The sequence below is a fragment of the Azospirillum thiophilum genome, from assembly GCF_001305595.1.
GTDB classification, from domain to species: domain Bacteria; phylum Pseudomonadota; class Alphaproteobacteria; order Azospirillales; family Azospirillaceae; genus Azospirillum; species Azospirillum thiophilum.
Window position 1 is genome coordinate 2,407,961 of sequence record NZ_CP012401.1, and the last position, 26,014, is coordinate 2,433,974.

General features: G+C 68.9%; 27 protein-coding genes. 16 read left to right on the plus strand and 11 right to left on the minus strand.

Annotated elements, in window-relative coordinates:
• Nucleotides 1–15: 15 nt before the first annotated feature.
• The 5 genes from AL072_RS11105 to AL072_RS11125 form a co-directional block, all read right to left on the minus strand.
• Nucleotides 16–273 carry a hypothetical protein gene (locus tag AL072_RS11105; protein WP_045580281.1) on the minus strand — a complete coding sequence of 86 codons (258 nt, stop codon included), beginning with the start codon at nucleotides 271–273 and terminating at the stop codon, nucleotides 16–18.
• A 103-nt stretch (nucleotides 274–376) separates the two neighbouring features.
• Nucleotides 377–1,057, minus strand: coding sequence for a carbonic anhydrase (locus AL072_RS11110; protein ID WP_045580280.1), 681 nt, complete (start codon nucleotides 1,055–1,057; stop codon nucleotides 377–379).
• A gap of 134 nt (nucleotides 1,058–1,191) precedes the next feature.
• A complete protein-coding gene (locus AL072_RS11115) occupies nucleotides 1,192–1,800 on the minus strand; it encodes a UbiX family flavin prenyltransferase (protein WP_045580279.1) in 609 nt (202 codons plus the stop codon).
• 230 nt (nucleotides 1,801–2,030) lie between these two features.
• Nucleotides 2,031–2,642, minus strand: coding sequence for a DUF1013 domain-containing protein (locus AL072_RS11120; RefSeq protein WP_045582286.1), 612 nt, complete (start codon nucleotides 2,640–2,642; stop codon nucleotides 2,031–2,033).
• Between the two features lie 392 nt (nucleotides 2,643–3,034).
• A complete protein-coding gene (locus AL072_RS11125) occupies nucleotides 3,035–4,051 on the minus strand; it encodes an NAD(P)H-quinone oxidoreductase (RefSeq protein WP_045580278.1) in 1,017 nt (338 codons plus the stop codon).
• A gap of 153 nt (nucleotides 4,052–4,204) precedes the next feature.
• Here AL072_RS11125 and AL072_RS11130 point away from each other — a divergent pair, with 153 nt between their 5' ends.
• On the plus strand, nucleotides 4,205–4,402 hold the full coding sequence (locus AL072_RS11130) for a DUF1192 family protein (protein WP_045580277.1): 198 nt from the start codon (nucleotides 4,205–4,207) through the stop codon (nucleotides 4,400–4,402).
• 80 nt (nucleotides 4,403–4,482) lie between these two features.
• Here AL072_RS11130 and AL072_RS11135 read toward each other — a convergent pair whose 3' ends face one another.
• Together AL072_RS11135 and AL072_RS11140 are read right to left on the minus strand one after the other, a co-directional pair.
• Nucleotides 4,483–5,265, minus strand: coding sequence for a DUF2189 domain-containing protein (locus AL072_RS11135; RefSeq protein ID WP_245636659.1), 783 nt, complete (start codon nucleotides 5,263–5,265; stop codon nucleotides 4,483–4,485).
• A gap of 219 nt (nucleotides 5,266–5,484) precedes the next feature.
• Nucleotides 5,485–5,667 (minus strand): DUF4169 family protein, encoded by a 183-nt coding sequence (locus AL072_RS11140; protein WP_045580276.1) that lies wholly within the window; start codon nucleotides 5,665–5,667, stop codon nucleotides 5,485–5,487.
• A 314-nt stretch (nucleotides 5,668–5,981) separates the two neighbouring features.
• Here AL072_RS11140 and AL072_RS11145 point away from each other — a divergent pair, with 314 nt between their 5' ends.
• From AL072_RS11145 to AL072_RS11190, 11 genes are all read left to right on the plus strand, one after another.
• On the plus strand, nucleotides 5,982–9,305 hold the full coding sequence (locus AL072_RS11145) for an AsmA family protein (protein WP_045580275.1): 3,324 nt from the start codon (nucleotides 5,982–5,984) through the stop codon (nucleotides 9,303–9,305).
• A gap of 114 nt (nucleotides 9,306–9,419) precedes the next feature.
• Nucleotides 9,420–9,794 (plus strand): accessory factor UbiK family protein, encoded by a 375-nt coding sequence (locus AL072_RS11150; RefSeq protein ID WP_045580274.1) that lies wholly within the window; start codon nucleotides 9,420–9,422, stop codon nucleotides 9,792–9,794.
• Nucleotides 9,795–10,041: 247 nt separating this feature from the next.
• On the plus strand, nucleotides 10,042–10,545 hold the full coding sequence (locus AL072_RS11155) for a type III secretion system chaperone family protein (RefSeq protein ID WP_045580273.1): 504 nt from the start codon (nucleotides 10,042–10,044) through the stop codon (nucleotides 10,543–10,545).
• 15 nt (nucleotides 10,546–10,560) lie between these two features.
• Nucleotides 10,561–11,385, plus strand: a complete 825-nt coding sequence (gene proC, locus AL072_RS11160) for a pyrroline-5-carboxylate reductase (RefSeq protein WP_045580272.1) — start codon at nucleotides 10,561–10,563, stop codon at nucleotides 11,383–11,385.
• Nucleotides 11,386–11,556: 171 nt separating this feature from the next.
• Nucleotides 11,557–12,417 carry a hypothetical protein gene (locus AL072_RS11165; RefSeq protein WP_144428197.1) on the plus strand — a complete coding sequence of 287 codons (861 nt, stop codon included), beginning with the start codon at nucleotides 11,557–11,559 and terminating at the stop codon, nucleotides 12,415–12,417.
• Between the two features lie 107 nt (nucleotides 12,418–12,524).
• Nucleotides 12,525–13,211 (plus strand): calcium-binding protein, encoded by a 687-nt coding sequence (locus AL072_RS33395; RefSeq protein ID WP_082108779.1) that lies wholly within the window; start codon nucleotides 12,525–12,527, stop codon nucleotides 13,209–13,211.
• 45 nt (nucleotides 13,212–13,256) lie between these two features.
• Nucleotides 13,257–13,739, plus strand: a complete 483-nt coding sequence (locus AL072_RS11170; protein ID WP_045582284.1) for a YbaK/EbsC family protein — start codon at nucleotides 13,257–13,259, stop codon at nucleotides 13,737–13,739.
• A gap of 117 nt (nucleotides 13,740–13,856) precedes the next feature.
• Nucleotides 13,857–14,570 (plus strand): TetR/AcrR family transcriptional regulator, encoded by a 714-nt coding sequence (locus AL072_RS11175; protein WP_052709862.1) that lies wholly within the window; start codon nucleotides 13,857–13,859, stop codon nucleotides 14,568–14,570.
• Nucleotides 14,571–14,746: 176 nt separating this feature from the next.
• The gene (locus tag AL072_RS11180) at nucleotides 14,747–15,181 is read left to right on the plus strand and encodes a phasin family protein (protein WP_045580270.1); all 435 of its coding nucleotides are present in this window, start codon (nucleotides 14,747–14,749) and stop codon (nucleotides 15,179–15,181) included.
• Between the two features lie 134 nt (nucleotides 15,182–15,315).
• Nucleotides 15,316–15,666: a tRNA-binding protein gene (locus AL072_RS11185; protein ID WP_045580269.1), complete on the plus strand. Its 351-nt coding sequence runs from the start codon at nucleotides 15,316–15,318 to the stop codon at nucleotides 15,664–15,666.
• A gap of 241 nt (nucleotides 15,667–15,907) precedes the next feature.
• Complete coding sequence (locus tag AL072_RS11190; protein WP_245636660.1) at nucleotides 15,908–17,848, plus strand: methyl-accepting chemotaxis protein; 1,941 nt, start codon at nucleotides 15,908–15,910, stop codon at nucleotides 17,846–17,848.
• A 24-nt stretch (nucleotides 17,849–17,872) separates the two neighbouring features.
• Here AL072_RS11190 and AL072_RS11195 read toward each other — a convergent pair whose 3' ends face one another.
• Nucleotides 17,873–18,613: a response regulator transcription factor gene (locus tag AL072_RS11195; RefSeq protein ID WP_245636661.1), complete on the minus strand. Its 741-nt coding sequence runs from the start codon at nucleotides 18,611–18,613 to the stop codon at nucleotides 17,873–17,875.
• 913 nt (nucleotides 18,614–19,526) lie between these two features.
• Between AL072_RS11195 and AL072_RS11200 the strand changes: the two genes are divergently transcribed.
• The 4 genes from AL072_RS11200 (at nucleotide 19,527) to der (ending at nucleotide 23,996) form a co-directional block, all read left to right on the plus strand.
• A complete protein-coding gene (locus AL072_RS11200; protein ID WP_045580266.1) occupies nucleotides 19,527–20,168 on the plus strand; it encodes a response regulator transcription factor in 642 nt (213 codons plus the stop codon).
• Nucleotides 20,169–20,511: 343 nt separating this feature from the next.
• Nucleotides 20,512–21,156 carry a tetratricopeptide repeat protein gene (locus AL072_RS11205; RefSeq protein ID WP_045580265.1) on the plus strand — a complete coding sequence of 215 codons (645 nt, stop codon included), beginning with the start codon at nucleotides 20,512–20,514 and terminating at the stop codon, nucleotides 21,154–21,156.
• A 9-nt stretch (nucleotides 21,157–21,165) separates the two neighbouring features.
• Nucleotides 21,166–22,560 (plus strand): PQQ-like beta-propeller repeat protein, encoded by a 1,395-nt coding sequence (locus tag AL072_RS11210; protein WP_082108778.1) that lies wholly within the window; start codon nucleotides 21,166–21,168, stop codon nucleotides 22,558–22,560.
• Between the two features lie 41 nt (nucleotides 22,561–22,601).
• Complete coding sequence (gene der, locus AL072_RS11215) at nucleotides 22,602–23,996, plus strand: ribosome biogenesis GTPase Der (protein WP_045580264.1); 1,395 nt, start codon at nucleotides 22,602–22,604, stop codon at nucleotides 23,994–23,996.
• A gap of 138 nt (nucleotides 23,997–24,134) precedes the next feature.
• On the opposite strand, the gene AL072_RS11220 is transcribed toward der, so the two are convergent.
• Genes AL072_RS11220 through map form a run of 3 tightly spaced genes read right to left on the minus strand, consistent with a single transcriptional unit; the run spans nucleotide 24,135 to nucleotide 25,998 of the window.
• A complete protein-coding gene (locus AL072_RS11220) occupies nucleotides 24,135–24,608 on the minus strand; it encodes a cupin domain-containing protein (RefSeq protein WP_045580263.1) in 474 nt (157 codons plus the stop codon).
• Nucleotides 24,605–25,192, minus strand: a complete 588-nt coding sequence (locus AL072_RS11225; RefSeq protein WP_045580262.1) for an NUDIX hydrolase — start codon at nucleotides 25,190–25,192, stop codon at nucleotides 24,605–24,607. Before AL072_RS11225 ends, AL072_RS11220 begins: the two co-directional genes overlap by 4 nt.
• Nucleotides 25,189–25,998, minus strand: a complete 810-nt coding sequence (map, locus tag AL072_RS11230; protein WP_045580261.1) for a type I methionyl aminopeptidase — start codon at nucleotides 25,996–25,998, stop codon at nucleotides 25,189–25,191. Before map ends, AL072_RS11225 begins: the two co-directional genes overlap by 4 nt.
• Nucleotides 25,999–26,014 lie beyond the last annotated feature (16 nt).

Sequence of the window (26,014 nt, forward strand, 5' to 3'; positions counted from 1 at the left end):
TTCAGCGCTGACCGCTTACCGTTTCAGGCCGTCGCCGAAGCGCGAGCAGTCGTAATCGTCGGTCCCGGCCTCGGCCCGGCCGCCGTTGGAGGTGTTGTAGCGCGGATCGTCGCAGCGGCCGTTGCGGGCATAGGACGAGTCGGAGCTGCCCGATCCGAACAGCCCGCCGCCGCTGTTGCCGAACATTCCGCCGCCGTTGCCGCCGGTCTGGTTGCAGGCGGCCAGCGCCAGCGGCGCGGCGGCCAGGATCACAAGGCGAATTGCGGTCTTCATGGGGTGGGTTCCCTTCCGTGTCGAGAGCGAAGACATGTCTTTCCTTCGCTCTCAACAGGGCAGGGCGGCCGGAAATTCCCGTGACCGCGTACGGCGACCCGTTTTATTCGACGGGCTGGAACATGCGGGTTTCGGGATGGATCGCCCACATCTCACCGTTCTCCAGGTCGAACCACCAGCCATGGATGTGCAGCGTCCCGGCCTCGACCCCCTCGCGCACGAAGGGGAAGGTCATCAGATTCTCGACCGAGGCGCGGACGGCGGCCCGTTCGATGATCGCCGGGGTGTGCTGCAGCCGCTCGGCGTCGAACTTCTCCTGCTCCGACCCTTCCGGCCCGACATAGGGATCGAGGGCCGAGGCGGCGATCGACACCCAGGGGGAGACGAAATCATCCTCGGCCTTCTGTCCGGTGCGCAGCCGGATCAGGCCCTGGATGCCGCCGCACTGGGCATGGCCCAGCACGATGATCTCCGACACCTTCAGCGACTTCACCGCATATTCGATGGCGGCCGAGGTGCCGTGATAGCTGCCGTCGGGCTGGTAGGGCGGGACGAGGTTGGCGACGTTGCGCACGACGAACAGTTCGCCGGGCTCGGCCATCGTCAGCAGGGCGGGGTCGACGCGGCTGTCGGAGCAACCGATCAGCAGCACCTCGGGATGCTGCCCCTCCGTTACCAGTTGTCGCATGTTCTCGGGACGGCGATCGTAATAGCGGGCGCGGAACGCCCGGATGCCGGCCAGGAGCTGTCGGATGGGTTCGGTGGGTTTGCTGCTGAAGGGCATCTCGGCCTGTCCCTTGTTCCTGCCGGCCGGCGGCAAGGCCGGCCCCGCATCATGGTATCACCAGCGGTATAGCCGCAATGCGCCCGCGCTCCAAGCGGCCAGTTTCGGCGGTGCAGCGCGGCCCGGACTCCTGTTCAGCTTTCGCCCCGGCCACCCTCCCGGGCTTCGCCCCAGCGGCGCAGATTGCCGGCATCCAGCCCGAACATATCCAGCACCCGGCCGACCGAATGGTCGACCAGATCGTCGATGCTCCCGGGCCGGGCGTAGAAGGCGGGGACCGGCGGCGCGATCACCGCCCCCATCTCGGCCAGCGCCGTCATCGTGCGCAGGTGGCCCAGATGCAGCGGCGTTTCGCGCACCATCAGCACCAGCCGGCGGCGTTCCTTCAGTGCCACGTCGGCGGCGCGGGTCAGGAGGGTGGAGGTGACGCCGCTGGCGATCTCGCTCATCGTGCGGACCGAGCAGGGGGCGACCACCATGCCCAGCGTGCGGAAACTGCCGCTGGAGATCGCCGCGCCGATGTCGGCGGCGGCATAGCTGACGTCGGCGAGCGCCCTGAGATCCGCCACCTTCATGGCAGTCTCGTGCGCCAGCGTCACCTCGGCGGAGCGGCTGACGACCAGATGCGATTCGACGCCGATCCGCCGCAGCACCGTCAGCATGCGGATGCCGTAGACCACGCCCGACGCGCCGCTTATGCCGACGACGAGCCGGGGCGGAACGGATGGGTTGCTGTCGGTCATGGCGGGGGGGCCTTCATGCCCGCCGGCGTTCCCCGCTGGACGGACCCTCGGTCCTGCCGGGGACGGCGGCGGGGAATTTTATACCAACGGCTTTTGATGGTGGCCCATCAAAATCCGTTTCCTCAATCGCCGGCGCGGGCGTGCGCCCGCTTGGCTATCGCGGGCATGGGCCCGCGGGGCCGCAGTCGCGGCCCTCCGGCGGCACTGGTCGATGACCAGTGCCGCCGGTATCAGTGCGCGTCTTCCTGTTCGGAATAGCGGTCGTCGTCCTGGTTCTCGCCGTAGCGATCCTCGGATTCCTCCGGCGGACGGGGCACGCCGCCGCGGCGGATGGCGAGCGCCAGCGCCTCCTCCAGCTCGCGCTGCGAGCAGAGGCCGAGCATCACCGGGCCGCGCGGCTTGATGTTGGCGACGTTCCAGTGGGTGCGGTCGCGCACCGCGGCGATGGTCGGCTTGGTGGTGCCGATCAGCCGGCAGACCTGGGCGTCCGACAGCTCCGGATGGTGCTTCAGCAGCCAGGCGATGGCGTCGGGCTTGTCGCCGCGCTTGGTGATCGGGGTGTAGCGCGGACCCTTGGACCGGGAGGCCACCTGCGGCAGGTCGGCGACCAGCAGCCTCAGGCGCAGATCCTGGTTCTTCTCGCAGCGCTCGATTTCCTGCTTGGTCAGCTGGCCGTTGGCGATGGGGTCCAGCCCCACCATGCCGACCGCGACCTCGCCGTCGGCGATGGCCTGGACTTCCAGCGAATGCATGCCGCAGAAGGCGGCGATCTGCTCGAAGGACAAGGACGTGTTCTCGACCAGCCAGACGGCTGTCGCTTTCGGCATCAAGGGCAGTGCCATCATCCCTCCTGACAACTCTATCACCGGCCGCACCCGCTGGCGGGTGGTGCGGCCGGCCGTTCGATTTATGCGGCGCGGACAGTCTTGCGGTGCTGGGTGGAGACGCGGCCCCATGGCCGTCGCCGGCCATTTCCGGCCGTCGCCTCGTCCTCGTCACCAAGATATAGGGCGAAAACCGGTCCGCGTAGCCAAGCTCGCGCAGGCGCACCGGGAAATCCCGGCCGCCTGCTTGCCTCTGCTAACCCGTCTTGGGCGCGCATGGCAAGCCCGACGGCATGGGATCAGTAAAGAAAAGCGCAAAATACGGTTCTTATACCCTCCGAACCGCCAGTCCCCGGATGGCCGCCCGGCCTTGGTGGATGGCTGTCCGGCCCTGTGGCCGGGCCTTGCGCTCAACCGGCCTCCGGCCCGACGGCCAGCACGATCTTGCCGATGTGGGTGCTGCTTTCCATCAAGCGATGGGCGTCTTCCGCCTCCTCCAGCGGGAAGACGCGGTGGATCTGCGGCTTGATCGCCCCGGACTCCAGCAGCGGCCAGACATGCTCGCGCAGCGCGGCGGCGATGCGGCCCTTCTCCGCCACCGGGCGGGCGCGCAGGGTCGATCCGGTCAGCGTCAGCCGCTTGGTCATCACCGGCGCCATGTTCAGCGACACCTTCGACCCCTGGAGGAAGGCGATGGATACATGGCGCCCGTCGACCGCCATGATCTCGACGTCGCGGGCGATGTAGTCGCCGCCGACCATGTCCAGCACCACGTCGACGCCGCGCCCGCCGGTCGCCTCGCGGATCACGGTGACGAAATCCTCGGTCCGGTAGTTGATGGCGCGGTCGGCGCCCAACTCCTCGCAGGCACGGCACTTGTCGTCGCTGCCCGCCGTGGTGAACACCGTGGCGCCGAACGCCTTGGCCAGCTGGATCGCCGTGGTGCCGATGCCGCTCGACCCGCCATGGATCAGCAGCGTCTCGCCGCGCTTCAGGGCGCCGCGCTCGAACACGTTGGTCCAGACGGTGAAGAAGGTCTCCGGCACCGCGGCGGCCTCGACCATCGACAGCGGGCCGGGCACCGGCAGGGCCTGCACCGCCGGCACCGCGCAATAGTCGGCATAGCCGCCGCCGGCCACCAGGGCGCACACCCGGTCGCCGCTGGCCCAGTCCTCCACCCCCTCGCCGATGGCGATGACGGTGCCCGACAGCTCCAGTCCCGGCAGGTCGGAGGCGCCCGGCGGCGGATCGTAGCGGCCCTGGCGCTGCAGCGTGTCGGGACGGTTGACGCCGGCGGCGGCCACCTCCACCAGGATCTCGCCGGGGCCCGGCACCGGGGCGGGGCGGCGGGCAGGGCGCAGCACCTCCGGCCCCCCCGGCTGGGTGATCTCGACGCAGCGCATGCTGTCGGGCAAGGCGAGGCCCATCGGCGGTTTTCCTTCTTCGACGGTTTCGGCCGGTCGCTTGGCAACTCGGCTCGTTGGAATCGTCCCGCCCGAAAGGTAGATTTGCCGCACCGGCCTGACAAGGCGAACACGAGCGACGCGGCCGCCACCCGGCCGCGGGGGAGGGGCCAAACCATGAGCATCGACGACCGTTTCGAGGATAGCGAGCCGCGCAAGGCCAAGCCGGCGCCCAAGGACCTGACCGTGCTGGGCGTGGCCGAGCTCGAGGCCTACATCGCCACGCTGGAGGCGGAGATCGGACGCGCCCGCGCCGCGATCGCCGCCAAGCAGGCGCAGAAGTCGGCGGCCGAGGCGTTTTTCAAGAAGGGCTGACCCCGCAAGGAAAAAGGCCCCTTCCCAGTGGGAAGGGGCCTTTTCCTCGTTGCCGTCGCTTTGTCCGGATGCCGCCCGCCTCAGCGTCCCCGGCCGACGAGGTCGCGGTAGCAGTGCCAGGAGGCATGCCCGATCACCGGCAGGGCCAGCGCCAGCCCGAGGAAGGCGGTCACCATGCCGGCGCTCATGAACAGGGCGATCAGGAAGCCCCAGCCGATCATCGGCCGGATGTTCCGGCGCACCACGGCGATGCTGGTCGCCATCGCGGTGAAGACGTCGGTATCGCGGTCGAGCAGCATCGGCACCGACACCACGGCGATCGAGAAGACGGCCGAGGCGATGATCCCGCCGAACACCGTCCCGGTCAGCAGGAAGGGGATGGTCTCCGCCGAGAAGAAGATGCGGTCGACCAGCTGGTCGAGCGCCGGCGGCTCGCCCGAGAAGAACAGGGCGAAGAGCAGGAAGGCGACGCGGATCCAGGCCAGCATCGCCAGCATCAGCACCAGCCCGATCCCGGCGATCTGCACCCCGTTGCGGCGATAGGCGGCCGCGACCTTGCCGAAGGTCGGCTGCTCGCCCAGCTCCAGCAGCCGGCTGGTCTCGTAGAGGCCGACGGCGAACAGCGGGCCGAGCAGCATGAAGCCCGCCCCCAGCGGCAGCAGCAGATACTCCATGTCCAGCATCGCCAGCCCGACGACCAGGACGACGCTGGAGATCACCGCCAGCGCGCCATAGGCGAAGCTGATCGCCGGTGCCGCCATCATGTCCTGCCAGGCCGCCGCGAGCCAGACCCAGGGGCGTTCCGTGCCGACCGCTTGGATCGGCGGCAGCCAGCCGGGGGTCGGCGCTTGAGGCTTGTGCACCGAACCTCGAAACGACGTCATGTCGACCATGGTGACGGTCCCTCCCAACTGTCGGGCAGGGCGCCAGCCGGCGCCCGCAGGAGGCACTGTCACACAGTCCGTCAAATAGTCGCAACAGGGAACTGTTGGCCTATCCAATAGTAACAAATCAGCAAAGGTTATTCCCACCTGAAAGCTTGGTCTTTGCCATGACTTAAGCCTGCGGCTATGCCCAACCGGCTAGGTCTCATCGTCGAGCCTATGCCCGTCCAAAGTCTGAGTGCGGCGCTGGGAGTCCAGCCGGTCGCGCTCCTTCTCGGCCTTGGTGCGGCCGAATCGGGCCCGATTCGCCTCGGCTTCCTTGCTGCGCTCGGCCTTGTCGCGGGTCTTGCGGAAACGATTGAGGTTGACCACGTCGCCCATGGTTCGGTCTCCGGTGGCGGTTTGCTGGGGATTTGCCCACCGCGCGCCTGGAAAATGCGGGCGGCGGGCGGGAATGTCCGGCAGGAAAAATTTACGGCATCCGTAACTTGGCCGCGGGATTGCCCAAATTGCTTGTTTCTTCTGCGGGCGCTAGCTTACCGAAGGACGGGGCCGGCCGGAAGACGGTTGGAACCGAAGGCTGAACCGGGCGGCACCCTACCCATCGGGAACGGGTGCGGCAGGGTTGCCGGAAAAGACGTGGGACAAGGGGCACGGCCGAGCACAAGGCCGGTCGCAGGGAAGGCGGACACCCGGTGAAGAAGATCCTGATCGCTGCTCTGGCCGGACTGGCGGTTCTGGCCGCCCTCCTGTTGGCAGCGCCGAGCCTCATCGACTGGAACGCCTACAAGGGCGCCATCGCCGATCGGATGTCGCTCGTCACCGGCCGCAAGGTGGAATTGCGCGGCGACGTCGGCTTCACGCTGCTGCCGTCGCCGGCCCTGACCGTGCGCGACGCCCGGCTGGCCAACGCCCCCGGCGCCGCCGAACCCGACATGGTGCGGCTGAAGAAGCTGGACGCCCGCGTCGCGCTCGGCCCGCTGCTTGGCGGCCGCATCCAGGTCGAGAGCATCACGCTGGTCGAGCCGGTCTTCGTGGTGGAGGTGCTGAAGGACGGCCGCATCAACTGGGATCTCGCCACCGCCGGCACGGCGGCCGGCGACGGGCTGGGCGCCGCCGAAGGGCTGGTGTCGGCTGTCAGCTTCGACCAGGTGCTGATCGACAACGGATCGGTCATCTATCGCGACGACCGCAACGGCCGGTCGGAGACGGTGGAGAGGCTGAACGCCCGCATCGCCGCCGGCAGCCTGAACGGCCCCTTCCAGCTCCAGGGCGATTTCCACCTGCGCGGCCTGTCGCTGCATGGCGAGGCCACCGCCGGCCGCTTCACCGAAGGGGCGGCGGTGCCGGTGCGCGCCACCCTGTCGATGCCGAAGACCGATGCGACCCTGCGCTTCGCCGGCATCCTGACCGGCGGCGGCATGTCGAAGGTTCAGGGCGACCTGCGGGCCGAGGGCAGCGACTTCGCCCGGCTGCTGGACAGCCGCGCACCGGCGGCGCTGGCGCAGCCCTACAGCCTGCGCGCGACGGTGGAGGCGGGAACCAGCCTCGCCACCTTCTCCAGCCTGGAGGCCCAGCTCGGCGACACCCGCGCCACCGGCAGCGCCACCCTGCGCACCGGCGATCCGGCCCGGCGTGAGGCGCCGCGCACCGAACTGACGCTGGCGGTGAACCGGCTGGACCTGGATTCCTGGCTGCCGCACGGCGGCGCCGCGGCGCCCCGCACCGGCGGGGCGGCCGGCAGCGGCCGCAGCGTTCCGGCATCCCCCTCCGCAACCGTCGCCGGCAAATCCGCGGTGCGGCCCTTCGCCCTGCCGGCCGGGGTCGAGGCCAAGCTCGACGTCGCCATCGACGGCATGACCTACAATGGCGCCGTGGTCCGCCAGGGCCGCATCGAAGCCAGCCTGTCCGCCGGCCGGCTGAACATCGACCGGGTCAGCGCCCTGCTGCCCGGCGGGTCCGACATCGTGGCGGCGGGCGAACTGACCACGCCGGGCGGCGTGCCGACGCTCGACATGCGGATGGAGGCGAACACCGACAATCTGCGGGCCCTGCTGGACTGGTCGAGGCTCGACGTGCATGCGGTGCCGGCCGACCGGCTGCGCCGCGCCTCGCTCGCCGCCCGGCTCCAGGGCAATGCCGACCGGTTCGAGCTGTCCGGGATCGATTTCCGCTTCGACAGCAGCCGGCTGGGTGGGGCGGTCGCCTATGTCGACCGTGGCCGCCCGGCCTTCGGCGCCCGGCTGGACCTCGACCGGCTGAACCTGGACGGCTATCTGCCCGCCGCCGATCCGGCATCCGCTGCCGCCGGATCTGCCGCTTCCCCTGCCGCCGGCTCCACCGCCACGCCCGCCCCCTCGCGGAGCACCGCCGGGCCGCGGGCCGCTGGGGATGCAGGCGCCGGCCAGACGCCGCAGCGTATGCTCGGCCTTGCCGACGCCAACCTCGACCTGCGGGTCGGCCAGCTGACGCTGGGCGGGCTTCCCATCACCGGGCTGCATCTGGACGCCACCGTCGCGGCCGGCGCCCTGACGGTGCGCGAGGCGAAGGTCGGCAACGTCGCCGGGCTGACCGCCCGGATCGACGGGCAGGTCGCCGGCCTCGCGCCGCTGCGCGGGGTCAACCTGTCGCTGACCGCCGAGGCAGGGTCGCTGGGCGGGCTGCCGAGCGCCGTCGCCTGGCCATCCGGCCTGCCGGCGCCGGAGCGGCTGGGCGCGCTCACCGCCAAGGCGCGGCTGGCCGGCGACGGCGAGCGTCTGGCGGTGGAGGCGTCGGCCGGGCTGCTGGGCGGCACGCTGGAGGCCGGCGGCGCCGTGCTCGGCATCGACCGCACGCCGAGCGCCGACCTGAAGCTGCGCCTGACCCATCCGGAAATTGGGCGGATCGCCGCCCTGTTCGCCGACAGTGGGCTGGCCCGCGCCTACGGTCCGCTCGATCTCTACGGCGAGCTGGGCGGCACGGTCACGGGGCCGACGCTGGGCAACATCCAGGGGCTGGTCGCCGGCATTCCCGTCCGCGGCAAGCTGGCGCTGGACCGCAAGCCGGCGCGCCCGGCCCTCCAGGCCGATCTCCAGACCGGCGACCTCGACCTCGACCGGCTGCGCAACGCGCCGCTGGTGGGTGACGGCGTCGGCGGCGTCGGCGGTGGCGCCGCCCGGCCGGCCGGTGCGGGCTCCGCCGCCGACCCGCTGGCGGAGCTGGGATGGATGCAGGCGCTCGACGGGCGGCTGGCGCTGACCTCCACCGCGCTGACGCTGGGCGGGCAGCGCATCGCCCAGCCGGCGCTGCGGGCGACCCTGTCCGGCGGCACCGCGACGCTGGAGCAACTCGACGGCGAATGGCAGGGCGGGCAGATCGGCCTCAGCGGCCGGCTCGCCGCGGTGCCGGGCCAGCCGGCCAAGCTGGACGCCGACATCACCGTCATCAAGGCGGAACTGGGGACGGCGCTGTCGGGCGTCGCCGGCCTCGGCCTGTCCGGCGGCGCCGTCGACCTCGACATGACGCTCTCCGGCAGCGGCCATGGCGAGGCGCTGCTGCGCAGCCTGACCGGGCGCGGCCGGGCGATGGCGAGCGGCGGCACGCTGCGCGGCGTCGACCTCGCCGCCCTGCGCAGCCGTCTGGCCGGGGTCGAGCGCACGCAGGAAATGCTGGGGGCGGTGGCCGGCGCGCTCCAGGGTGGCGAGACCAGGCTCGACCGGCTCGACGCCCGTTTCTCGATCGAGCGCGGGGTGATTCGCGCCGACGACGTCCGCCTGACCACCGCTCCGGCCGACGGCACCCTGACCGGCACCGTTTCGCTGCCGGACGAGCGGCTCGATCTGGGGTTGGCGCTGAAGGTGAAGGCGGACGGCGACCTGCCGCCGCTGGCGCTGCGCATCGCCGGCCCCTGGGACGCCCCGACCCAGACCCTGGACCTGACGGCGTTGCGCGACCGCTTCGGCGCCGCGGCTGCGGGGCCGGGGCCGGCTCAGATGCCGGGTGAGGCTGCGGGCTCGGCGCCGGTCCAGCCCCGGCCGTGAGGGCCGCCGCATGCCACGGCTGCGCGCCATAGCGCCGGCCGGACGGGCCAAGGGCGTTGAAGTCGCGGCGCCCGGCGTCCATAATCAAGGAACGGTAACCGGAAGTCAGAGCCGATGCAGGTCGACAACAAGATACTGGACGATCTCGCCCGCGTGGCGGGTGGCGCGCTCGGCGCCTTTTCGTCCTTGCGTGAAGAGGCCGAAGGCCAGCTGCGCGCCCAGCTCGAACGCGTGCTGTCGCGGATGGACGTGGTCAGCCGCGAGGAGTACGAGGCGGTCCGCGCCATGGCCGCCAAGGCCCGCACGGAGCAGGAGGCGATGGCCGAACGGCTCGCCGCGCTGGAGGCTGCCGTCGCGTCGCTGACCGCCGCCCATGCGCCGGTCCCGGTCGCCGCCCCCGGCCTGCCCGCCGTCATGGACGAGCCGGAGACGGGGTCCGGCCCGGCGGACAGCCCGGCAGGCGGCGTTACGGGCGGTGCCGCGTCCTGACCGGCGCCGCTGCCGGCTTTCCCGCCGTCATCTCTCCGTCATCGTGCCGGTGCATTCTGCCGCTTGCGGCCGTGCTGGCGCTTCGCCGCTCCGGGGGGAGGCCCCAGGGGAGGCGGGGTGCCGCATCGTCACGCTTGGCCTTTCGTCATTTTCGGGGTATTGGCCCGGACCGCGCGTTGCCTGAGGCGCGTTCCCAAGGTCCGGGTGAACGGTACCGCCCATTGCGCCTTCACAGGAGGACGCTGACATGTCGGCAGTAGCCGTCGAAACCACCTCATCCTCCCACAACCCGCTCGACGTGGTTGAGGAGATCGTCACCGCCAACGAATGGGCGTTCGACCGCGCCAGCGACGACGAACTGGTCGTCGAGATCGGCGGGCGCTGGTGCGATTACCGGCTCTATTTCGTCTGGCAGCCGGACGTCAGCGCGATGCAGTTCTCCTGCCAGTTCGACATGAAGGTCCAGGCCGCCCGTCGGACCGCCGTCGCCGAGCTGCTGGCCGAGGTCAACGGCCGCATGTGGCTCGGCCATTTCGACGTGTGCTCGGAGGAGAACACGCCGATGTTCCGCCAGACCATGCTGCTGCGCGGCTCGCGCGGCGCGGCGGTGGAGCAGCTGGAGGATCTGGTCGAGATCGCGCTGTCGGAGTGCGAGCGCTTCTATCCCGCCTTCCAGTTCGTGATCTGGGGCGGCAAGTCGGCGTCGGAGGCGGTGTCGGCCGCCATCCTCGACACCATGGGCGAAGCGTAAGGGGAAGATCGGGTGATGACGGGCGAGACGGGTGCGGCGCTGCTGCTGGTCGGTTGCGGGAAGATGGGCGGGGCGATGCTGGACGGCTGGCTGACCGCCGGGACCGCGTCGCGCGTCGTGGTGGTCGACCGGGCCGGCCTGCCGGCCTCGGTGTCCGGCGATGCGCGGGTCGCGCTCGCCGCCGGTGCGGACGGCCTGCCGGACGGCTTCGTCCCCGACGTCGTCGTGCTGGCAGTCAAGCCGCAGGTGATGGAGGAGGCGCTGCCGGCCTACCGTGCGCTGGTCCGCCCCGGCACCGTCTTCCTGTCGATCGCCGCCGGCAAGACCATCGCCTATTTCGAGCGGCTCCTGGGCGAGGGGGCGGTCGTCGTCCGCTCCATGCCCAACACCCCGGCCGCCATCGGCCGCGGCATGACCGTCGCCGTCGCCAATTCCCGCGTCAGCGAAGCCCAGCGCGCGCTGTCGGACCGGCTGTTGCGCGCGGTCGGCGACGTCGCCTGGGTCGAGGACGAGGGGCTGCTCGATCCCGTCACCGCGCTGTCGGGCAGTGGCCCGGCCTATGTCTTCTTCCTGGTCGAGGCGATGGCCAGGGCCGGCGAGGCCGCCGGGCTGCCGGCCGATCTGGCGCTGCGGCTGGCCCGCGCCACCGTGTCGGGGTCCGGCGCCCTGCTCGACGCCTCGCCGCAGCAGGAGCCTGCGGATCTGCGCAAGGCGGTGACCAGCCCGAACGGCACCACCCAGGCGGCGCTGGAGGTGCTGATGGCGCCGGACGGCCTGCAGCCGGTGCTGACCGCCGCCATCGCCGCCGCCGCCCGGCGGTCGCGCGAACTGGCCGGCTGAACGGAAAGAAGGAGCGGACGCAGGGATCCGCATCCTTTGCGGGAAATTTTGTTTGATCGGAATGGTGGTGGCCTGTATTCTGGACACGTGACGAGGGCATTCCTGGGCGGATAATGCAGGCGGCAGGTTGTGCAGCCGGGCCTGACCGCTCACCCTGCAAAGGAGCGTGTCATGAAGGTGACTTCAGATCCGACGATGGCGGGAAATTTCCGGCCATCGACGACCGGTCAGGCCGTTTCTCAAGGATTATCTGCCGCGCAGGCGGGCGCAGGACCTGCGGGCGGCTCCTCCGGGGTTGTTGTCGACCTGAGGTCCGCCATTCAGAATCTGAAGCCGGGGATGTCCTACTCCATCGGCGAAGGGTATGTGCCATCGGATATTTCGGCACCCCATAACGACAGAATAAGGAATGTCGGTGTTTCCAATTTCATGAATGCTTTTTCCGACTGGTCCAGCAAGTTATCGGACTATTGGGGAAAGGTTTCGGATTTCACCAAGAAGACCTTCGATGTCGGAAGCGACCAGGTTGCCGTACTGGGTGGTGCGGCCAATGACATCGTACGTGCCTCGTTGGCGGCCGGAGGTGTGGTGCGCCCGGAGATGTCGGCGATTTTGAAGGAGGGCGGCGCCGAAGACCCCTACGACCCGTCGGCATTGGCCGCCAGCAGCATTGGCGAGATCTCCATAAGTCGCCAGGGCGATGGTCGGACTGCCCCCGATGCCCTGTCGATCGTGAGTTTCGACCGCACTGTCGACATTCCGGATGGGCAAATGAGCATCGTCGATCTCGATTCCGGTGACGCTGCCGCCAGTGGCTTGTTTGCCTCCATCCTTTCGGGGGCGCTGGGGTCCGCTCTGTCATCATCCGACCAGTCCGCCAAGTCGGGGATGCATCGCTATGCCATCACCAATGGAAAATCGGGACCAGATGCGGTTATTGCGGCAGTAATGTTTACACGGGACGACAGTGAGGCTGATGTCCAGAAGGCAGCTGATCTCTATACAAAGCTAAAATCACTTCAAGATAAGTAGATTTATTTGCGGATGTTGATGTATGTCCCGGCACTGGCTTTAGGTAAGCTGAAGATTATCGGTTTCCCAGTCAAATTTCTTGCTTGAATCAAATTTTGGAGTGTGGAATGACCACCTATAACGGAAATCAGAACTCTGAAACCATCGGCCCATTTAACAATGCCATAACGGTCAATGCCGGGGGCGGAGACGATATCGTCTTTGGATCGCCGTACAATGATGCCCTCAATGGCGAGGACGGCAATGACAGCATGAAAGGAGGGCAAGGGAACGACACTCTCACGGGTGGAGCAGGCAGTGACCTTCTTTTCGGTGAGGACCAAGATGATCTTCTCATTGGTCACGATGGTAACGACATCCTGATTGGGGGAAATAATAATGATTCACTGTATGGCGGGACCGGCAATGATCTGCTCATTGGCGATCAGCCCAGCGAGTCCGGCATCGATTGGCTGATCGGCAATCAAGGTGACGACACCCTGATCGGCGGAAATTACAGTGACAGCTATGTGTATGATTTTAACCAGAACGATGGGTTCGATACGATTTTCGATTTTTCCGGATCCGACGATACTCTTTACCTTAATGGAATAAATATTTCCGACGTCAGATTTTCACATGGCTCCGGTGCCTACACGAACGACCTCATCATTTATTCCTCGAACGATTATCAAGCCGACGGTATCCTGAGCGGAGCAGTAACCATTGCCAACTTTTACGGAGCGGCAAATGGGGATCCTCAGGGGGTCGTCGAATATCTTGGCGTCGGTGGTGGGTTGTACCGAATCGGGTGATGGTCCCGTTGGTGGTCCCGGTGATGCCGGCAAGGGGTGGAAGCGGTGACCGCTCTCAGCCCCTCCGCCGGCCGGGTCCAGGCATTGCTAGACGGCCTCGGCCTCGGCCATCGGGTGGTCGAGCATGAAGGCAGCACCCGCACCTCGGAAGACGCCGCCAACGCCGTCGGCTGCGCGGTGGCGCAGATCGGCAAGTCGCTGATCTTCCGCACCAAGGAGACCGGCCGCCCGGTCCTGGTCGTCGCCAGCGGCGCCAACCGCGTCGACGAGAAGGCGGTCGGCCGGCTGGTCGGCGAGAAGATCGAGCGTGCCGACCCGGAGTTCGTCCGCCAGTCGACCGGCTTCGCCATCGGCGGCGTGCCGCCGGTCGGCCATGCCGTGCCGCCGCTGGTGCTGATCGACGACGACCTGTTGCAGCATGAGGTGATCTGGGCCGCCGCCGGCACCCCCAACGCGGTGTTCCGCCTGACCCCCGCCGATCTGGTCAGCATGACCGGCGGCCGGGTGGAGACGGTGCGCAAGGGCTGACTCGAGGGCTGACCCGAGGGGGCTGACCCGTCTGCGGAAGAGGGGTATCGGCAGGTGACGTCCGGCCACGCGCGCACCATCTTATAAGGCGAACCCCTGTCGCCCGAAGGTGATGCGATGTCCGATACGCCTTCCGATACGCCTTTTCCCCACACGCCGCCCGGCAATGGCGGGGACAGCAGCTTCCGGTCCGACCCGACCGATCCTGAGTCGCTCGACCGCAGCGTTGCCGCGGCGGCGATGCGGCTGGCGGCCGAAAAGGGCTGGCGCCATGTCGGCCTGCTGGAGGTGGCGCAGGCGGCCGGCGTGCCGCTGTCCCGCTTCCACCACCGCTACCGCAGCCGGGTCGATTTGCTGGGCGCGGTGTCGCGCGTCGCCGATGCCACCGTGCTGGCGGCCGACGCTCCGGCCGATCCGACCGAGACGGCGCGTGACCGGCTGTTCGACGTGATGATGCGCCGCTTCGACGCCCTGCGTCCCTTCCGCGAGGGGCTGCGCGCGGTGATGCACGACCTGCCGGCCGAGCCGGCGACCGCGCTGGCTTACAGCTGCTCCTTCGGCCGCTCCATGGCCTGGATGCTGCGCGCCGCCGGCATCGATCCCGACCGCCGGGGCGGGACGGCGCTGGTCGCCGGGCTCGGCGCCGTGCAGGCGCGGGCGATGCGGGTCTTCCTCGACGACGACAGCGCCGACCTGTCGCGCACCATGGCGGCGCTCGACATCGGGTTGCGCCGGGCCGAGCGCTGGGGCGCGACCTTCTGCCGCTGGACCGGGCGTCGCGGCCCGATGGGGCGCGAGTCCGGCCGGGAGCCTGCCGGATCAGCCACTTAGCGGACCAACGGTCGCATGGCTCCCCGATTTTTTCCCGTCAAGGTTATGCTGCGGCGCAAAATCGCCGTTGACTAACTTTTCATCACTCTGCATAGTCGGGTTCTGAAATGTTGCGTCGCAACATGCCCGGATCCCAAAGATGCGGGCCTCAAACACCGATGCTGGGATGAGAAACTATGACCAAGATCAGCGGTAACCCCTTCCTCGAATTCGATCCGTCGAAGCTGATGGGCGACCTGAAGCTGCCGGGCGTGGACGTCGAGTCCATCGTCGCCAGCCAGCGCAAGAACATCGAGGCGGTGACCGCTGCCAACCAGCTGGCGTTCGAGGGCTTCCAGGCCATCGTCCGCCGTCAGGCCGAGGTGCTGCGCGCCGTCACCGAGGACGTCAACCGCGCCGTCGGCGAGCTGACCGCTGCCGGCACCCCGGAAGAGAAGGCCACCAAGCAGGCCGATCTGGTCAAGAGCGCCTTCGAGCGGTCGCTGGCCAACATCCGCGAGCTGAGCGAGATGGTTGCCAAGTCGAACACCGAGGCCGCCGAGATCCTGACCAAGCGCGTGTCGGAGAGCCTGGACGAGGTCAAGGCCGCCATCACCAAGGCGAAGGCCTGATCCGTCTTCCGGATGTCCCGGTCCGGGACGTCCGAGGCATGACTTTGCGAAGGGGGGTCGCCGTCGGCGGCCCCTTTTCCGTGTGCGCCGCCCGCGCTACCCTGGCCCGACCTTTCACCCTTGCCGGGCCGGTCATGACCAACAGCCAAGACACCATCAGCTACGACGATTTCGCCAAGGTCGATATCCGCGTCGGCACCATCCGCGCCGTGGAGGCCTTCCCGCAGGCGCGCAAGCCGGCCTACAAGCTGACCATCGATTTCGGCGGCGAGATCGGCACCCGGCGCAGCTCGGCCCAGATCACCACCCATTACGCCGCCGAGGCGCTGGTCGGTCGGCAGGTTCTGGCCGTGGTGAATTTCCCGCCCAAGCGGATCGGTCCCTTCACCAGCGAGGTGTTGTGCCTCGGCCTGCCCGATGCCGAGGGCGCGGTGGTGCTGGCCGGTCCCGACCAACCCGTGCCGGACGGCGCGCGGCTGTTCTGACCGGGCAATAAAAATACTCTCACGGATTGAAGTAATTGCGCCCACGCATCGCGACAAGCGGTCGCATGGTTTGCGTGTATTTTAAATTAATCCCCTCTAACGGGGATGGCATAGTGCGGCGCGAATAGGATTTCGGCTCTGCAACATGCTCTCCCGGTGGATGGTTTCGATGGACGCTCTGCGCGGCTTTGTCGGTCGGCTTTCGATTTCAACGAAAGTCACTGTGTTGAATCTTGTCGGTATGCTCGTCCTCAGCACGGCGATCCTGTTCGCGATCGGGCAGGTCATCGTCCGTGACCTGGAACGGCAGGCGATCGAGATGCAGCGCCTCAGCATCGACATCGCGTGGTCGTCGCTGCAGGAGCGAGGCGGCCGCTTCGCCGTCGCCGACGGCAAGCTGACGCTGGACGGCGTCGCGATGAACGGCGACACCGCCATGGTCGACCGGATCAAGCGCATCACCGGCGGCACCGCCACCCTGTTCCTCGGCGACCGCCGCATCGCCACCAACGTCATGAACGCCGACGGCAGCCGCGCCGTCGGCACCACGCTGGCCGAGGGGCCGGCCTATGAGTCGGTGCTGCGCCGCGGCATCCCCTTCCGCGGCATGGTCGACATCCTGGGCGAGCCCTATTACGCCGCCTATGATCCGATCAAGGATGCCGGGGGTGCTACGGTCGGCATCCTCTATGTCGGCATCCGCAAGGCGGAGGTGTTCAAGACCTTCGACGACAGCATGCGCTTCGCCACCATGCTGGTGGTGCTCTGCGCGCTGGTGCTGGCGGTGCCCGGCTATGTCGCATCGAGGCGGCTGCTGCGGCCGCTGGGGCAGCTCAGCGGGGTGATGACCGCCCTGTCCTCCGGCGACCTGTCCGCCGCGGTGGCCGGGACCGCGCGGCTGGACGAGATCGGCGCGATGTCGCGCTCCGTCCTGGTCTTCCGCGACGGCATGGCCGAGGCGGAGCGGCTGCGCGCCGAGCAGGAGCACCAGCGCATCCAGGGCGAGGCGATGAAGCGCCGGGCGCTGCAGTCGATGGCCGACACGGTGGAGCAGGAGAGCCGCGGCGCGGTGGAGCGGGTCGCCGCCCGCACCCAGGAGATGGACCACAATGCCGGCGCCATGGCGCAATCGGCGGCGCTGGTCGGGGCCAATGCCCAGAATGTCGCCGCCGCCGCGGCCCAGGCGCTTAGCAACGCCCAGGCGGTCGCGTCGGCCGCCGAGCAGCTGTCGGCCTCGATCGAGGAGATCGGCTTCCAGGTCGGCCATGCCGCCGGCGTCACCCGGTCCGCCGTCGCCGCCAGCAACCGGACCGAATCCACCATCGAATCGCTGTCGTCGGCGGTCGGCCGCATCGGCGACGTCGCCGAACTGATCCAGGGCATCGCCGCGCAGACCAACCTGCTGGCGCTCAACGCCACCATCGAGGCGGCGCGGGCGGGGGAGGCGGGGAAGGGCTTCGCCGTCGTCGCCAACGAGGTGAAGACCCTCGCCAACCAGACCTCGAGCTCGACCGGCGAGATCTCGCGCCTGATCGCCGAGATCCAGGCGGTCACCGCCCGCAGCGTGGCGGAGGTGCGCGAGATCAGCCGGACCATCGGCGAGATCGACGCCATCTCCGGCACGGTGGCGGCGGCGGTGGAACAGCAGGCGGCGGCGACCCAGGAGATCTCGCGCAACGTCGGCCAGACCGCCGGTGCCGCGACCGACGTGTCGACCCGCATCGACGAGGTGTCGCGCGAGGCCGCCGTCACCGGGCAGCGCGCCGACCAGCTGCGCAGCGGCGCGTCCGACGTCACCCACAGCATCGACGAGCTGATGCATGTGCTGGTGCGCGCGGTGCGCACGGCGACCGAGGATGTCGACCGCCGCCACCTGCCGCGCTATCGCGTCGAGGCCCCCTGCATGATCGAGGCGCCGGACGGCGGCAGGGGGGGCCGGCTGTCGGTCCGCCTGCTCGACATTTCCCGCCACGGCGCGGCCCTGGCCGAGGCCGACGCCGTCGGGGCGCGTGGAACGCTGCTGTTCGACGGCCTGGGCGTGGCCCTGCCGTTCGAGGCGTTCACCCGGGAGGAGGGGGTAGTGCGCGTCCGCTTTCGTCTGGCCGAGATCGACCGTCCGGCCTTCGACGCCCGCTTCGACCGCTTCGAGGAAGCGATGGCGGGACGCCGGATCGCGGCTTGAAGGGAGCGGCGCGGCCGGGGGGCGTCAGACCCCGGCGCGGCGCGTGGCGGCGGCGTGGATGTGCGGCGGCGTCACCCCGCCGTGGGCCTGTTCCAGCGCGCCCTGCTGGCGGGCGGCGAAGACGCCGGCTTCCGTGCGGTTGCGGAAATGCAACTTGGACAGCACGCTGCGCACCATCGACTTGATGACCGCTTCCGACAGGTCCAGCGCGTTGGCGATCGTCCGGTTGTTCATGCCCTCGCCCAGCAGGCGCAGGGTCTCGAATTCCGGATCGGACAGGCGCGGCAGCAGGGTCAGCCGGATCTCGTCCACGCCAAGGCGGGACAGGAACTGCTTGGGCATCAGGCAATGCCCCTCCAGCCCGAGGTCCAGCAGCTCGTTGATGCGGTCGACGTTCAGGTCCTCGAAGACCCAGGCGTCGGCGAAGGCCAGGATGTGGGCCGCGTCCAGCAGCTCGCGCGACGACAGCACCACGACGATGCGCGACCGGCGCGACAACCGAAGATAGACCATCGGCTCGTTCTCACGGAGCGCGGTGAACTGCTGCAGGCCGATCAGGATCGCATCGGGCGTCAGCGCGCTCTGGGTCAGCTCCCCGATGTCGTGGAGGACCGTCACGCGGTGGCGGCCTCCGCGGTCGAGCTGCTGCACCACGGTCTCGGTGAGCGCGTTGTTGTCGAGGATCAGGCAGACATGCATGGGGGTCACCGCGTTGCGGGTCTGGTGAGATGCTTTCTCATGGGCGTACTCATGGTGTGTGTGCATGGGTCAGCTCTGTCTGGAGGAGGCATCCACGGCCGGCCCAAGTGGGGGCGTCGCCGCCTGCGTCAAGGGGTTGAGAAGGAAACCGGCCGGTCGGCCCAGGCACGTCGTAGAGGAACCGATAGGGGCATCGAAGTATTTCCGGTCGAATTCACGGTTCGCGGTGGAAATCCCGCCGGGCTGGGTTTCGGAGCGGAAGTCCTGGTCGCACCGCGTGATTTAGAAATGAATGGTGCTCCGCGTAAATCAGGCGAAGGATGATCAGCCAAGATCGCTTGTCGTCTCCTTGTTGGTCGCCCCAGGTTTCGAAACGGTAACACCTATGGAATGATGTGTGCTGGCCGGGTCACAGGGGAATGCGCGTTGGTACAGGCATCCTTCAGGGCTATCCGTTCGGTTTGGCCGCCGGTTTTTCCTCCTCGCTTGCGCGGTCGATTCGGGATTATCGGGGTTGCTGCCACACGAACGGCGCAAAGATGGCAAGGTTCCAAGAACTTCCCTGTCGCTATTGGAGATGAGGGCGCCCTTTCCGAATGATCCGGATGGGCGGAACCGATAACTCCATTCGCGCATGCAACACACACTATGACTTTCGGCAGGGGCAATGCTTGCGCGTCCCATGACCTATGGGGCCGCGCGCGGATGTATCGTCCTCGAATGACCTATGGCCCTTGTCCGGATACAGGGTCTCTTCCGATCGTGGTATCAGGTACCCAACACAGCGAATACCGGTCAACAACGGCAGACGGCCTTCGGGCAGAGCCGGTGGTAGGCCGGACAGCAAAGCGACCATCAAGCAAAGCGACCATCGAGCCGAAGAATGCGGTGTGTGGGGCGATCCGGGTGCCGTGGGGGCGCTTCGGGCGACATCGACAGGAGCCCTGCAAAGGGCCGGCGAGCGAGGATGACGGGGACAATGAAGATTCTGATCGGGGACGACCATCTGCTGTTCCGGGAAGGCCTGCGGCGGTTGCTCGAGCAGTTGCAGGGCGAGGCCAGCTTCGTCGAGGCCGGCACCTTCGACGAGGTGCTGAACCAGTGCCGCGCCGGCATGACCTTCGACATCATCCTGATGGACCTCCATATGCCGAACTGGCCGGGCTTCGACGGCCTGCGCGAGATCCAGGCGCTGCAGCCGGGCGTTCCGGTCGTGGTCGTTTCCGCGTCCGAGGCGCTGGGCGACATCCGCGGCGCGCTCGACCATGGCGCGACCGGCTACATTCCGAAATCCAGCAGCGTGAAGGTGATGATGGGCGCCCTGAACCTCGTGTTCTCGGGTGGCATCTATCTGCCGCCGGGCGCGCTGACCGCCAGCATGGACGCCGCGCCGCGTCGCCGTTCGATCGAGATCACCGACCGCAATGCCGGCTACGGCCTGACCCAGCGTCAGCGCGAGGTGCTGGAATGCCTGCGGCTGGGCAAGTCGAACAAGCAGATCGCCTATGAGCTGGGCCTGTCGGAAGGCACGGTGAAGATCCACGTCACCGCGATCTTCAAGTCGCTGGGCGTCAAGAACCGGACCCAGGCGGTCATCGCCGCCGCCGCCATGTCGGCCTGAGCGGGGCGGCCTGAGCGGGTCGGCCTAAGCGGATCTGCCTTACTGGATCTGCCTGACCGGGTCGGCGTTACGGGGCCGTCCTGAGATCCGGCATGGGCAAGCGAACGGGCCGCGGGGATGTCCTCCCCGCGGCCCGTTTTCGTGTGCGCATGCCGGAAAGTCGGGCAACGGGGGCGCCGGCCGTGCCCTCGCTCTTGACCCGGCGGGTAGGCCGATGCTATCCGCCCCTCTTGATCTCGTGGAATCGTCCGTCCGGTCCGCCGGCCGGCGCGGTTCCGCCTGACCCGCGCCGCCATCCGGGCCGTGCGCGACGCCGCCACCGCAGGGATGCCACCGCAGCGCCATGAGCGATATTTTCCGCGAAGTCGACGAGGATCTGCGCCGGGACCGCGCGGAGCATCTGTTCAAGAAATATGGCGGCGCCATGATCGCCGCCGCCGTCCTTGTCGTGGCCGGAACCGGCGGCTACAGCTTCTGGCGCCATTTCCAGGCGCAGAAGAAGGAGGAACAGACTGCGGCGCTGGTTACCGCCATCGCTGCGAGCGCCCAAGGGCCGGAGAAGGGTGTCGAGGCGCTGGCCGCCTTCGCCGGATCGGCCGACCCCAGCCTCGCCGCCATCGCCCAGTTCAACGCCGCCGCGCTGATGATCCGGCAAGGCAAGCCGGCCGACGCCGCCGCCGTCTATGACGGCATCGCCGGCAACGCGTCCGTCTCCGCCCAGTACCGCGACCTCGCCACCCTGATGGCGGTGATGCAGCGGGCCGAGGACGGCGACGCCGCGCAGCTGACCGCCCGGCTGCAGCCGCTGACCGCCGACGCCAGCCCCTGGCGCTTCAGCGCGCGCGAGCTGACTGCGATGCTGGCCGCGCGTGCCGGCGACACTGAAAAGGCCCGCACGCTCTACAGGCAGCTTGCGGACGACCAGCAGGCGCCGTCCGGCGTGCGCAGCCGCGCCGCCGATCTCGCCTCCCTCTACGGCAAGGGCTGACCCAACGCCATGACGACCGATAAGGCGAAAGCCACCATGCCGGCGGGCGGCAAGACCCGCAATCGGCCCCGCACCCTCCGCCGCACCGCGTTGCTGTCGGCCTCGCTGCTCGCCGTCCTGCTCGGCGGCTGCGACACCGTGGACAGCTGGTTCGGCAAGACGGCGGAACCGCCGCTGCCGGGCAAGCGCCTCGCCATCCTCCAGCGTGAGCGCAAGGTCGAGCCGGACGCCCAGCTGGCGGGCGTCGCCGTCACCGTGCCGGCGCAGACCGTCAATGCCGCCTGGTCGCAGCCGGGCGGCACCACCGACCATGCGCTGGGCAACCTCGCTTTGTCTGCCACCCCGTCCGACGCCTGGCGTGCCGACATCGGCTCGGGCTCCAGCAGCTCGCGGGCGCTGCTCGGCACCCCGGTGATCGCCGACGGGCGCATCTTCGCGATGGACGCCGACTCGCACGTCTCGGCCCTGAACGAGCGCAGCGGGCAGTCGTTGTGGCGGGTCGACACCCGGCCGGAGAACGAACGCGGCGGCGCCACCGGCGGCGGCGTCGCCTATGCGGACGGCCGGCTCTATGCCGCCACCGGCTTCGCCGAGGTGCTGGCGATGGAACCCGCCACCGGCAAGGTGCTGTGGCGCAAGCGGATCGCCGGCCCGGTGCGCGGCGCCCCGACCGTCGCGGGCGGGCGGGTGCTGGTCGTCACGCTGGACAACCAGCTGCTGGCGCTGTCGACCGACGACGGTGCCGTCCAATGGTCGCACCAGGGCATCCTGGAGAGTGCCGGCCTGCTCGGCGCCGCCAGCCCGGCGGCGACCGGCACGCTGGTCGTCGCCCCCTATTCGTCGGGCGAGCTGTTCGGCCTCCGTCCGGAGAACGGTCGCGTCGCCTGGCAGGACAGCCTTGCGGCAATTCGCCGCACCGGCGCGCTCAGCGCCCTTGCCGACATCCGCGGGCTGCCGGTGATCGACCGCGGCGCCGTCTATGCCATCGGCCATTCCGGCCGCATGGTCGCCATCGACGAGCGCATCGGCAACCGCATCTGGGAGACCGAGATCGGCGGCGTCAACACGCCCTGGCTGGCCGGCGACTTCCTGTTCACCGTCACCAACGACCAGGAGGTCGTCGCGGTCGCCCGCCAGACCGGCCGGATCCGCTGGGTGGCGCCACTCGCCCGCTACAAGGATCCCGAGGACAGGACCGGCGCCATCGTCTGGTCCGGCCCGGTTCTGGCCGGCAACCGGCTGTGGGTGGCGGGCTCCAACGGCCAGCTGCTCGGCCTGTCGCCGTCGGATGGCCGGGTGGAGGTGACGCGCTCGCTTCCCGCCGGCTCCTACTTGTCGCCGGTCGTCGCCAACAACACTCTTTATGTGCTTTGCGACAACGGAACGCTCGCTGCGTTCCGTTGATCGCGGATTTCCTCCGTCTGTTGTGAAAGGCCTTTGGCCCCATGTCGTTCACCGTGGTCCTCGTCGGTCGGCCGAATGTCGGCAAATCGACCCTCTTCAACCGTCTGGCCGGCAAGAAGCTGGCCCTGGTGGACGATACGCCGGGCGTCACCCGTGACTGGCGCTCGGCCCCGGCCCATGTCGGCGGCCTGTCCTTCACCGTCGTCGACACCGCCGGGCTGGAGGACGTGACCGACGACAGCCTGGAGGCGCGGATGCGCCGCCAGACCGAGCAGGCGCTGGCCCGCGCCGACGTCGCTCTGTTCATCATCGACGCGCGCGCCGGCATCACGCCGCTCGACCGCCATTTCGCCAACCTGCTGCGCCGGGGCAAGACCCCGGTCCTGCTGGTCGCCAACAAGACCGAGGGCAAGGCCGGCCAGCCCGGCATGTTCGAGGCCTACGAGCTGGGCCTGGGCGACCCGATCCCGCTGTCGGCCGAGCATGGCGAGGGCATGGCCGATCTGGTCGAGGCGCTGCTGCCCTACGCCCCGCCCGACGACGATGCGGTGGAGGAGCGGGCCGACGACGGCTTCGATCCCAGCATCCCGATCGGCGACCAGCCGGAGCCGGAGGAGGACCGCAGCAAGCCGATCCAGATCGCCATCGTCGGCCGTCCGAACGTCGGCAAGTCGACGCTGCTGAACGGCCTGCTCGGCGAGGAGCGTGTGCTGACCGGCCCCGAGGCCGGCATGACCCGTGACGCCATCGCCGTCGATTGGGAGTGGCGCGACCGCCGCTTCAAGCTGGTCGACACCGCCGGCATGCGCCGCCGCGCCCGCGTCGACGAGAAGGTCGAGAAGCTGGCGGTCGCCGACAGCCTGCGGGTCATCCGCATGGCCAATGTCGTGATTCTGGTGGTCGATGCCGGCGCGATCCTCGACAAGCAGGATCTGACCATCGCCCGGCTGGTGATCTCCGAAGGCCGCGCGCTGGTGATCGCCATCAACAAGTGGGACACGGTGGACGACCGGGCGATGGCGCTGCGCCAGGTCGAGGACAAGCTCGAATCGACGCTCGGCTACATCAAGGGCGTGAAGGTCGTCACCATCTCGGCGCTGAAGGGGCACAAGCTCGACACGCTGCTGGACGGGGTGCTGGAGACCTACACCATCTGGAACCGCCGGATTCCGACCTCCCAGCTGAACCGCTGGATGGAGGGGGTGCTGGAGCATCATCCGCCGCCCCTGGTCGAGGGCCGCCGGGTGAAGATCCGCTATGTGACCCAGGTGAAATCGCGCCCGCCGACCTTCGCGCTGTTCGTGAACAAGCCGCTGGACCTGCCGGAGAGCTACCAGCGCTATCTGACCACGCATCTGCGCGACAGCTTCGAGATGCCCGGCGTGCCGGTGCGCCTGCTGCTGCGCAAGGGCAAGAACCCCTACGCCGACGAGTGAGCGGGCAGGGGGGCGTCGCTGACGATGCCCCCATCCTCCCCATGCTTCGCATGGGTCCCCTCCTTCCCCCGCTTCGCAGGGGAAGGCATTCCCCTCCCGCCCAACCACTTGTTCCCTCCCCCGCCCAGCGGGGGAGGGTTAGGGAGGGGGCAGGGCGTTCCCCGGCTCCCAGCCCTCCGGCGCCATGGTGAAGCCGGCGAACTCGAAGGCCGGCGCCACGGTGCAGCTCACCAGCGACCAGCCGTCCGGCTCCTCCGCCAAGCTGCGCGCCGCCTGCCACGCCCCGACCGGCACCACCGCCTGCGGCCTCTCGCCGCCCTCGATGTCCAGCCCGAGCCGGTGCCGCTCCACCGCGCCGCAATCCTCATGCACCGACAGCTCCAGCGGCGCCCCGCCGTGCCACAGCCAGATCTCGACGGCATCCACCCGGTGCCAGTGCGACCGCTCGCCCGCCCGCAGCAGGAAATAGATCGCCGTCACCGCGCCCCGGCCGCCCTCCGCCGGTGCCCGGTAGGTCTCGGCATAGCTGCCGCCCTCGGGGTGCGGCTGCAATCCCAGCAGCCCGATCAGCCGCTCGGCGGGCAAGGGCAGGGAAGGCGCGGCGCCCGTCATCGGACGGCCCGCGCCGCCATGCCCAGCCCCTCGCGCAGCTCCGGCACCAGCATGGCGCCCAGCATCGCGATCACCGGCAGCAGGGCGAAGTCGCCGTTGGCGGCGGCGTCGATCAGCGCGCGGGTGCTGTGCAGCTCGATCCGCATCTCCTCCAGATCGCCGCTGTCGGGCTCCGCCACCTTGCGGGCACCGCGCGCGTGGAACATGTGGCAGGTGCTGCCGCGGAAATTGGCGCCGACCACGAAGCCGCCCAGCGCCGTCCAGTCGTCGGCGGCATAGCCGGTCTCCTCCAGCAGCTCGCGCTTGGCGGCGGCCAGCGGCTCCTCGCCGGGCTCGATGGCGCCGGCCGGGAAGGTCAGGCTGACCCGGCGCGGGCCGTGCTTGTAGCTGCGCAGCATCACCACCTGGCCGTCCGCCGTCTCGACGAACATCAGGGCATAGTCGGGCTGGTCGAGCTGATAGAAGCTGTCGACGGTGCGGCCGTCCGGCAGCTGCACCGTCTCCGCCCGCACCTTCAGGTAGGGGCTGGCGTCCAGCAGCTCGCGGCTGTCCAGCACCGCCCAGGGCTTCAGCTCGTCGCTCATGTGGCGGCTCCGTAGGGCGGTTGCGTGTGGCCGGCCGGAGAGAGGGTGAAGATCTCGCAGCCCTCCTCGGTGATGCCGATCTGGTGTTCGAACTGGGCCGACAGCGAGCGGTCGCGCGTCACCGTGGTCCAGCCGTCGGACAGGATCTTCACCTCGGCCCGGCCGGCGTTGATCATCGGCTCCACCGTGAAGACCATGCCGGGGCGCAGCTCGACCCCCGTGCCGGGCTTGCCGAAATGGTCGACATGCGGCGCGTCGTGGAACACCTGCCCGATGCCGTGCCCGCCGAAATCGCGCACGACGGAGCAGCGCGCCGCCTCCGCCATGGTCTGGATGGCGTGGCCGATGTCGCCCAGATGGTTGCCGGGCTTGGCCTGCGCGATGCCGGCCATCATGCAGCGATATGTCAGGTCGACCAGCTTGCGCGCCTTGACCCCGACCTTCTCGCCGACGAAATACATCCGGCTGCTGTCGCCGTACCAGCCGTCGAGGATGACGGTGACGTCGATGTTGACGATGTCGCCGTCCACCAGCTTCTTGTCATCGCTCGGGATGCCGTGGTTGACGACATGGTTGGGCGAGATGCAGCTGCAGGCCGGATAGCCCTGGTAGCCGAGCGTCGCCGGAATGCCGCCGCGGTCGCGCTGGAACGTTTCGATCAGCGTGTCGAGCCGGCCGGTGCTGACGCCCGGCACCACGAAGGGCGTGATGTAATCCAGCGTCTCGGCCGCCAGCCGGCAGGCCTTGCGCAGCGCCTCGAACCCTTCCGGACCGTGCAACACGATCCGCCTGCCGTCCTTTTCCATCAAACCCTCATCCGTC

Bases quoted from the DNA above. Each gene is read 5' to 3' on its own strand.
- AL072_RS11130 (WP_045580277.1), top strand. From the start codon at position 4,205: ATGAGCATCGACGACCGTTTCGAGGATAGCGAGCCGCGCAAGGCCAAG.
- AL072_RS11155 (WP_045580273.1), top strand. From the start codon at position 10,042: ATGTCGGCAGTAGCCGTCGAAACCACCTCATCCTCCCACAACCCGCTC.
- AL072_RS11200 (WP_045580266.1), top strand. From the start codon at position 19,527: ATGAAGATTCTGATCGGGGACGACCATCTGCTGTTCCGGGAAGGCCTG.
- AL072_RS11125 (WP_045580278.1), bottom strand. From the start codon at position 4,051: ATGGGCCTCGCCTTGCCCGACAGCATGCGCTGCGTCGAGATCACCCAG.
- AL072_RS11140 (WP_045580276.1), bottom strand. From the start codon at position 5,667: ATGGGCGACGTGGTCAACCTCAATCGTTTCCGCAAGACCCGCGACAAG.
- der (WP_045580264.1), top strand. From the start codon at position 22,602: ATGTCGTTCACCGTGGTCCTCGTCGGTCGGCCGAATGTCGGCAAATCG.
- AL072_RS11190 (WP_245636660.1), top strand. From the start codon at position 15,908: ATGCTCGTCCTCAGCACGGCGATCCTGTTCGCGATCGGGCAGGTCATC.
- AL072_RS11195 (WP_245636661.1), bottom strand. From the start codon at position 18,613: ATGCACACACACCATGAGTACGCCCATGAGAAAGCATCTCACCAGACC.
- AL072_RS11220 (WP_045580263.1), bottom strand. From the start codon at position 24,608: ATGACGGGCGCCGCGCCTTCCCTGCCCTTGCCCGCCGAGCGGCTGATC.
- AL072_RS11105 (WP_045580281.1), bottom strand. From the start codon at position 273: ATGAAGACCGCAATTCGCCTTGTGATCCTGGCCGCCGCGCCGCTGGCG.
- AL072_RS11110 (WP_045580280.1), bottom strand. From the start codon at position 1,057: ATGCCCTTCAGCAGCAAACCCACCGAACCCATCCGACAGCTCCTGGCC.
- proC (WP_045580272.1), top strand. From the start codon at position 10,561: ATGACGGGCGAGACGGGTGCGGCGCTGCTGCTGGTCGGTTGCGGGAAG.
- AL072_RS11175 (WP_052709862.1), top strand. From the start codon at position 13,857: ATGTCCGATACGCCTTCCGATACGCCTTTTCCCCACACGCCGCCCGGC.
- AL072_RS11150 (WP_045580274.1), top strand. From the start codon at position 9,420: ATGCAGGTCGACAACAAGATACTGGACGATCTCGCCCGCGTGGCGGGT.
- AL072_RS11185 (WP_045580269.1), top strand. From the start codon at position 15,316: ATGACCAACAGCCAAGACACCATCAGCTACGACGATTTCGCCAAGGTC.
- AL072_RS11115 (WP_045580279.1), bottom strand. From the start codon at position 1,800: ATGACCGACAGCAACCCATCCGTTCCGCCCCGGCTCGTCGTCGGCATA.
- AL072_RS11180 (WP_045580270.1), top strand. From the start codon at position 14,747: ATGACCAAGATCAGCGGTAACCCCTTCCTCGAATTCGATCCGTCGAAG.
- AL072_RS11210 (WP_082108778.1), top strand. From the start codon at position 21,166: ATGACGACCGATAAGGCGAAAGCCACCATGCCGGCGGGCGGCAAGACC.
- AL072_RS11205 (WP_045580265.1), top strand. From the start codon at position 20,512: ATGAGCGATATTTTCCGCGAAGTCGACGAGGATCTGCGCCGGGACCGC.
- AL072_RS33395 (WP_082108779.1), top strand. From the start codon at position 12,525: ATGACCACCTATAACGGAAATCAGAACTCTGAAACCATCGGCCCATTT.
- AL072_RS11165 (WP_144428197.1), top strand. From the start codon at position 11,557: ATGAAGGTGACTTCAGATCCGACGATGGCGGGAAATTTCCGGCCATCG.
- AL072_RS11225 (WP_045580262.1), bottom strand. From the start codon at position 25,192: ATGAGCGACGAGCTGAAGCCCTGGGCGGTGCTGGACAGCCGCGAGCTG.
- map (WP_045580261.1), bottom strand. From the start codon at position 25,998: ATGGAAAAGGACGGCAGGCGGATCGTGTTGCACGGTCCGGAAGGGTTC.
- AL072_RS11120 (WP_045582286.1), bottom strand. From the start codon at position 2,642: ATGGCACTGCCCTTGATGCCGAAAGCGACAGCCGTCTGGCTGGTCGAG.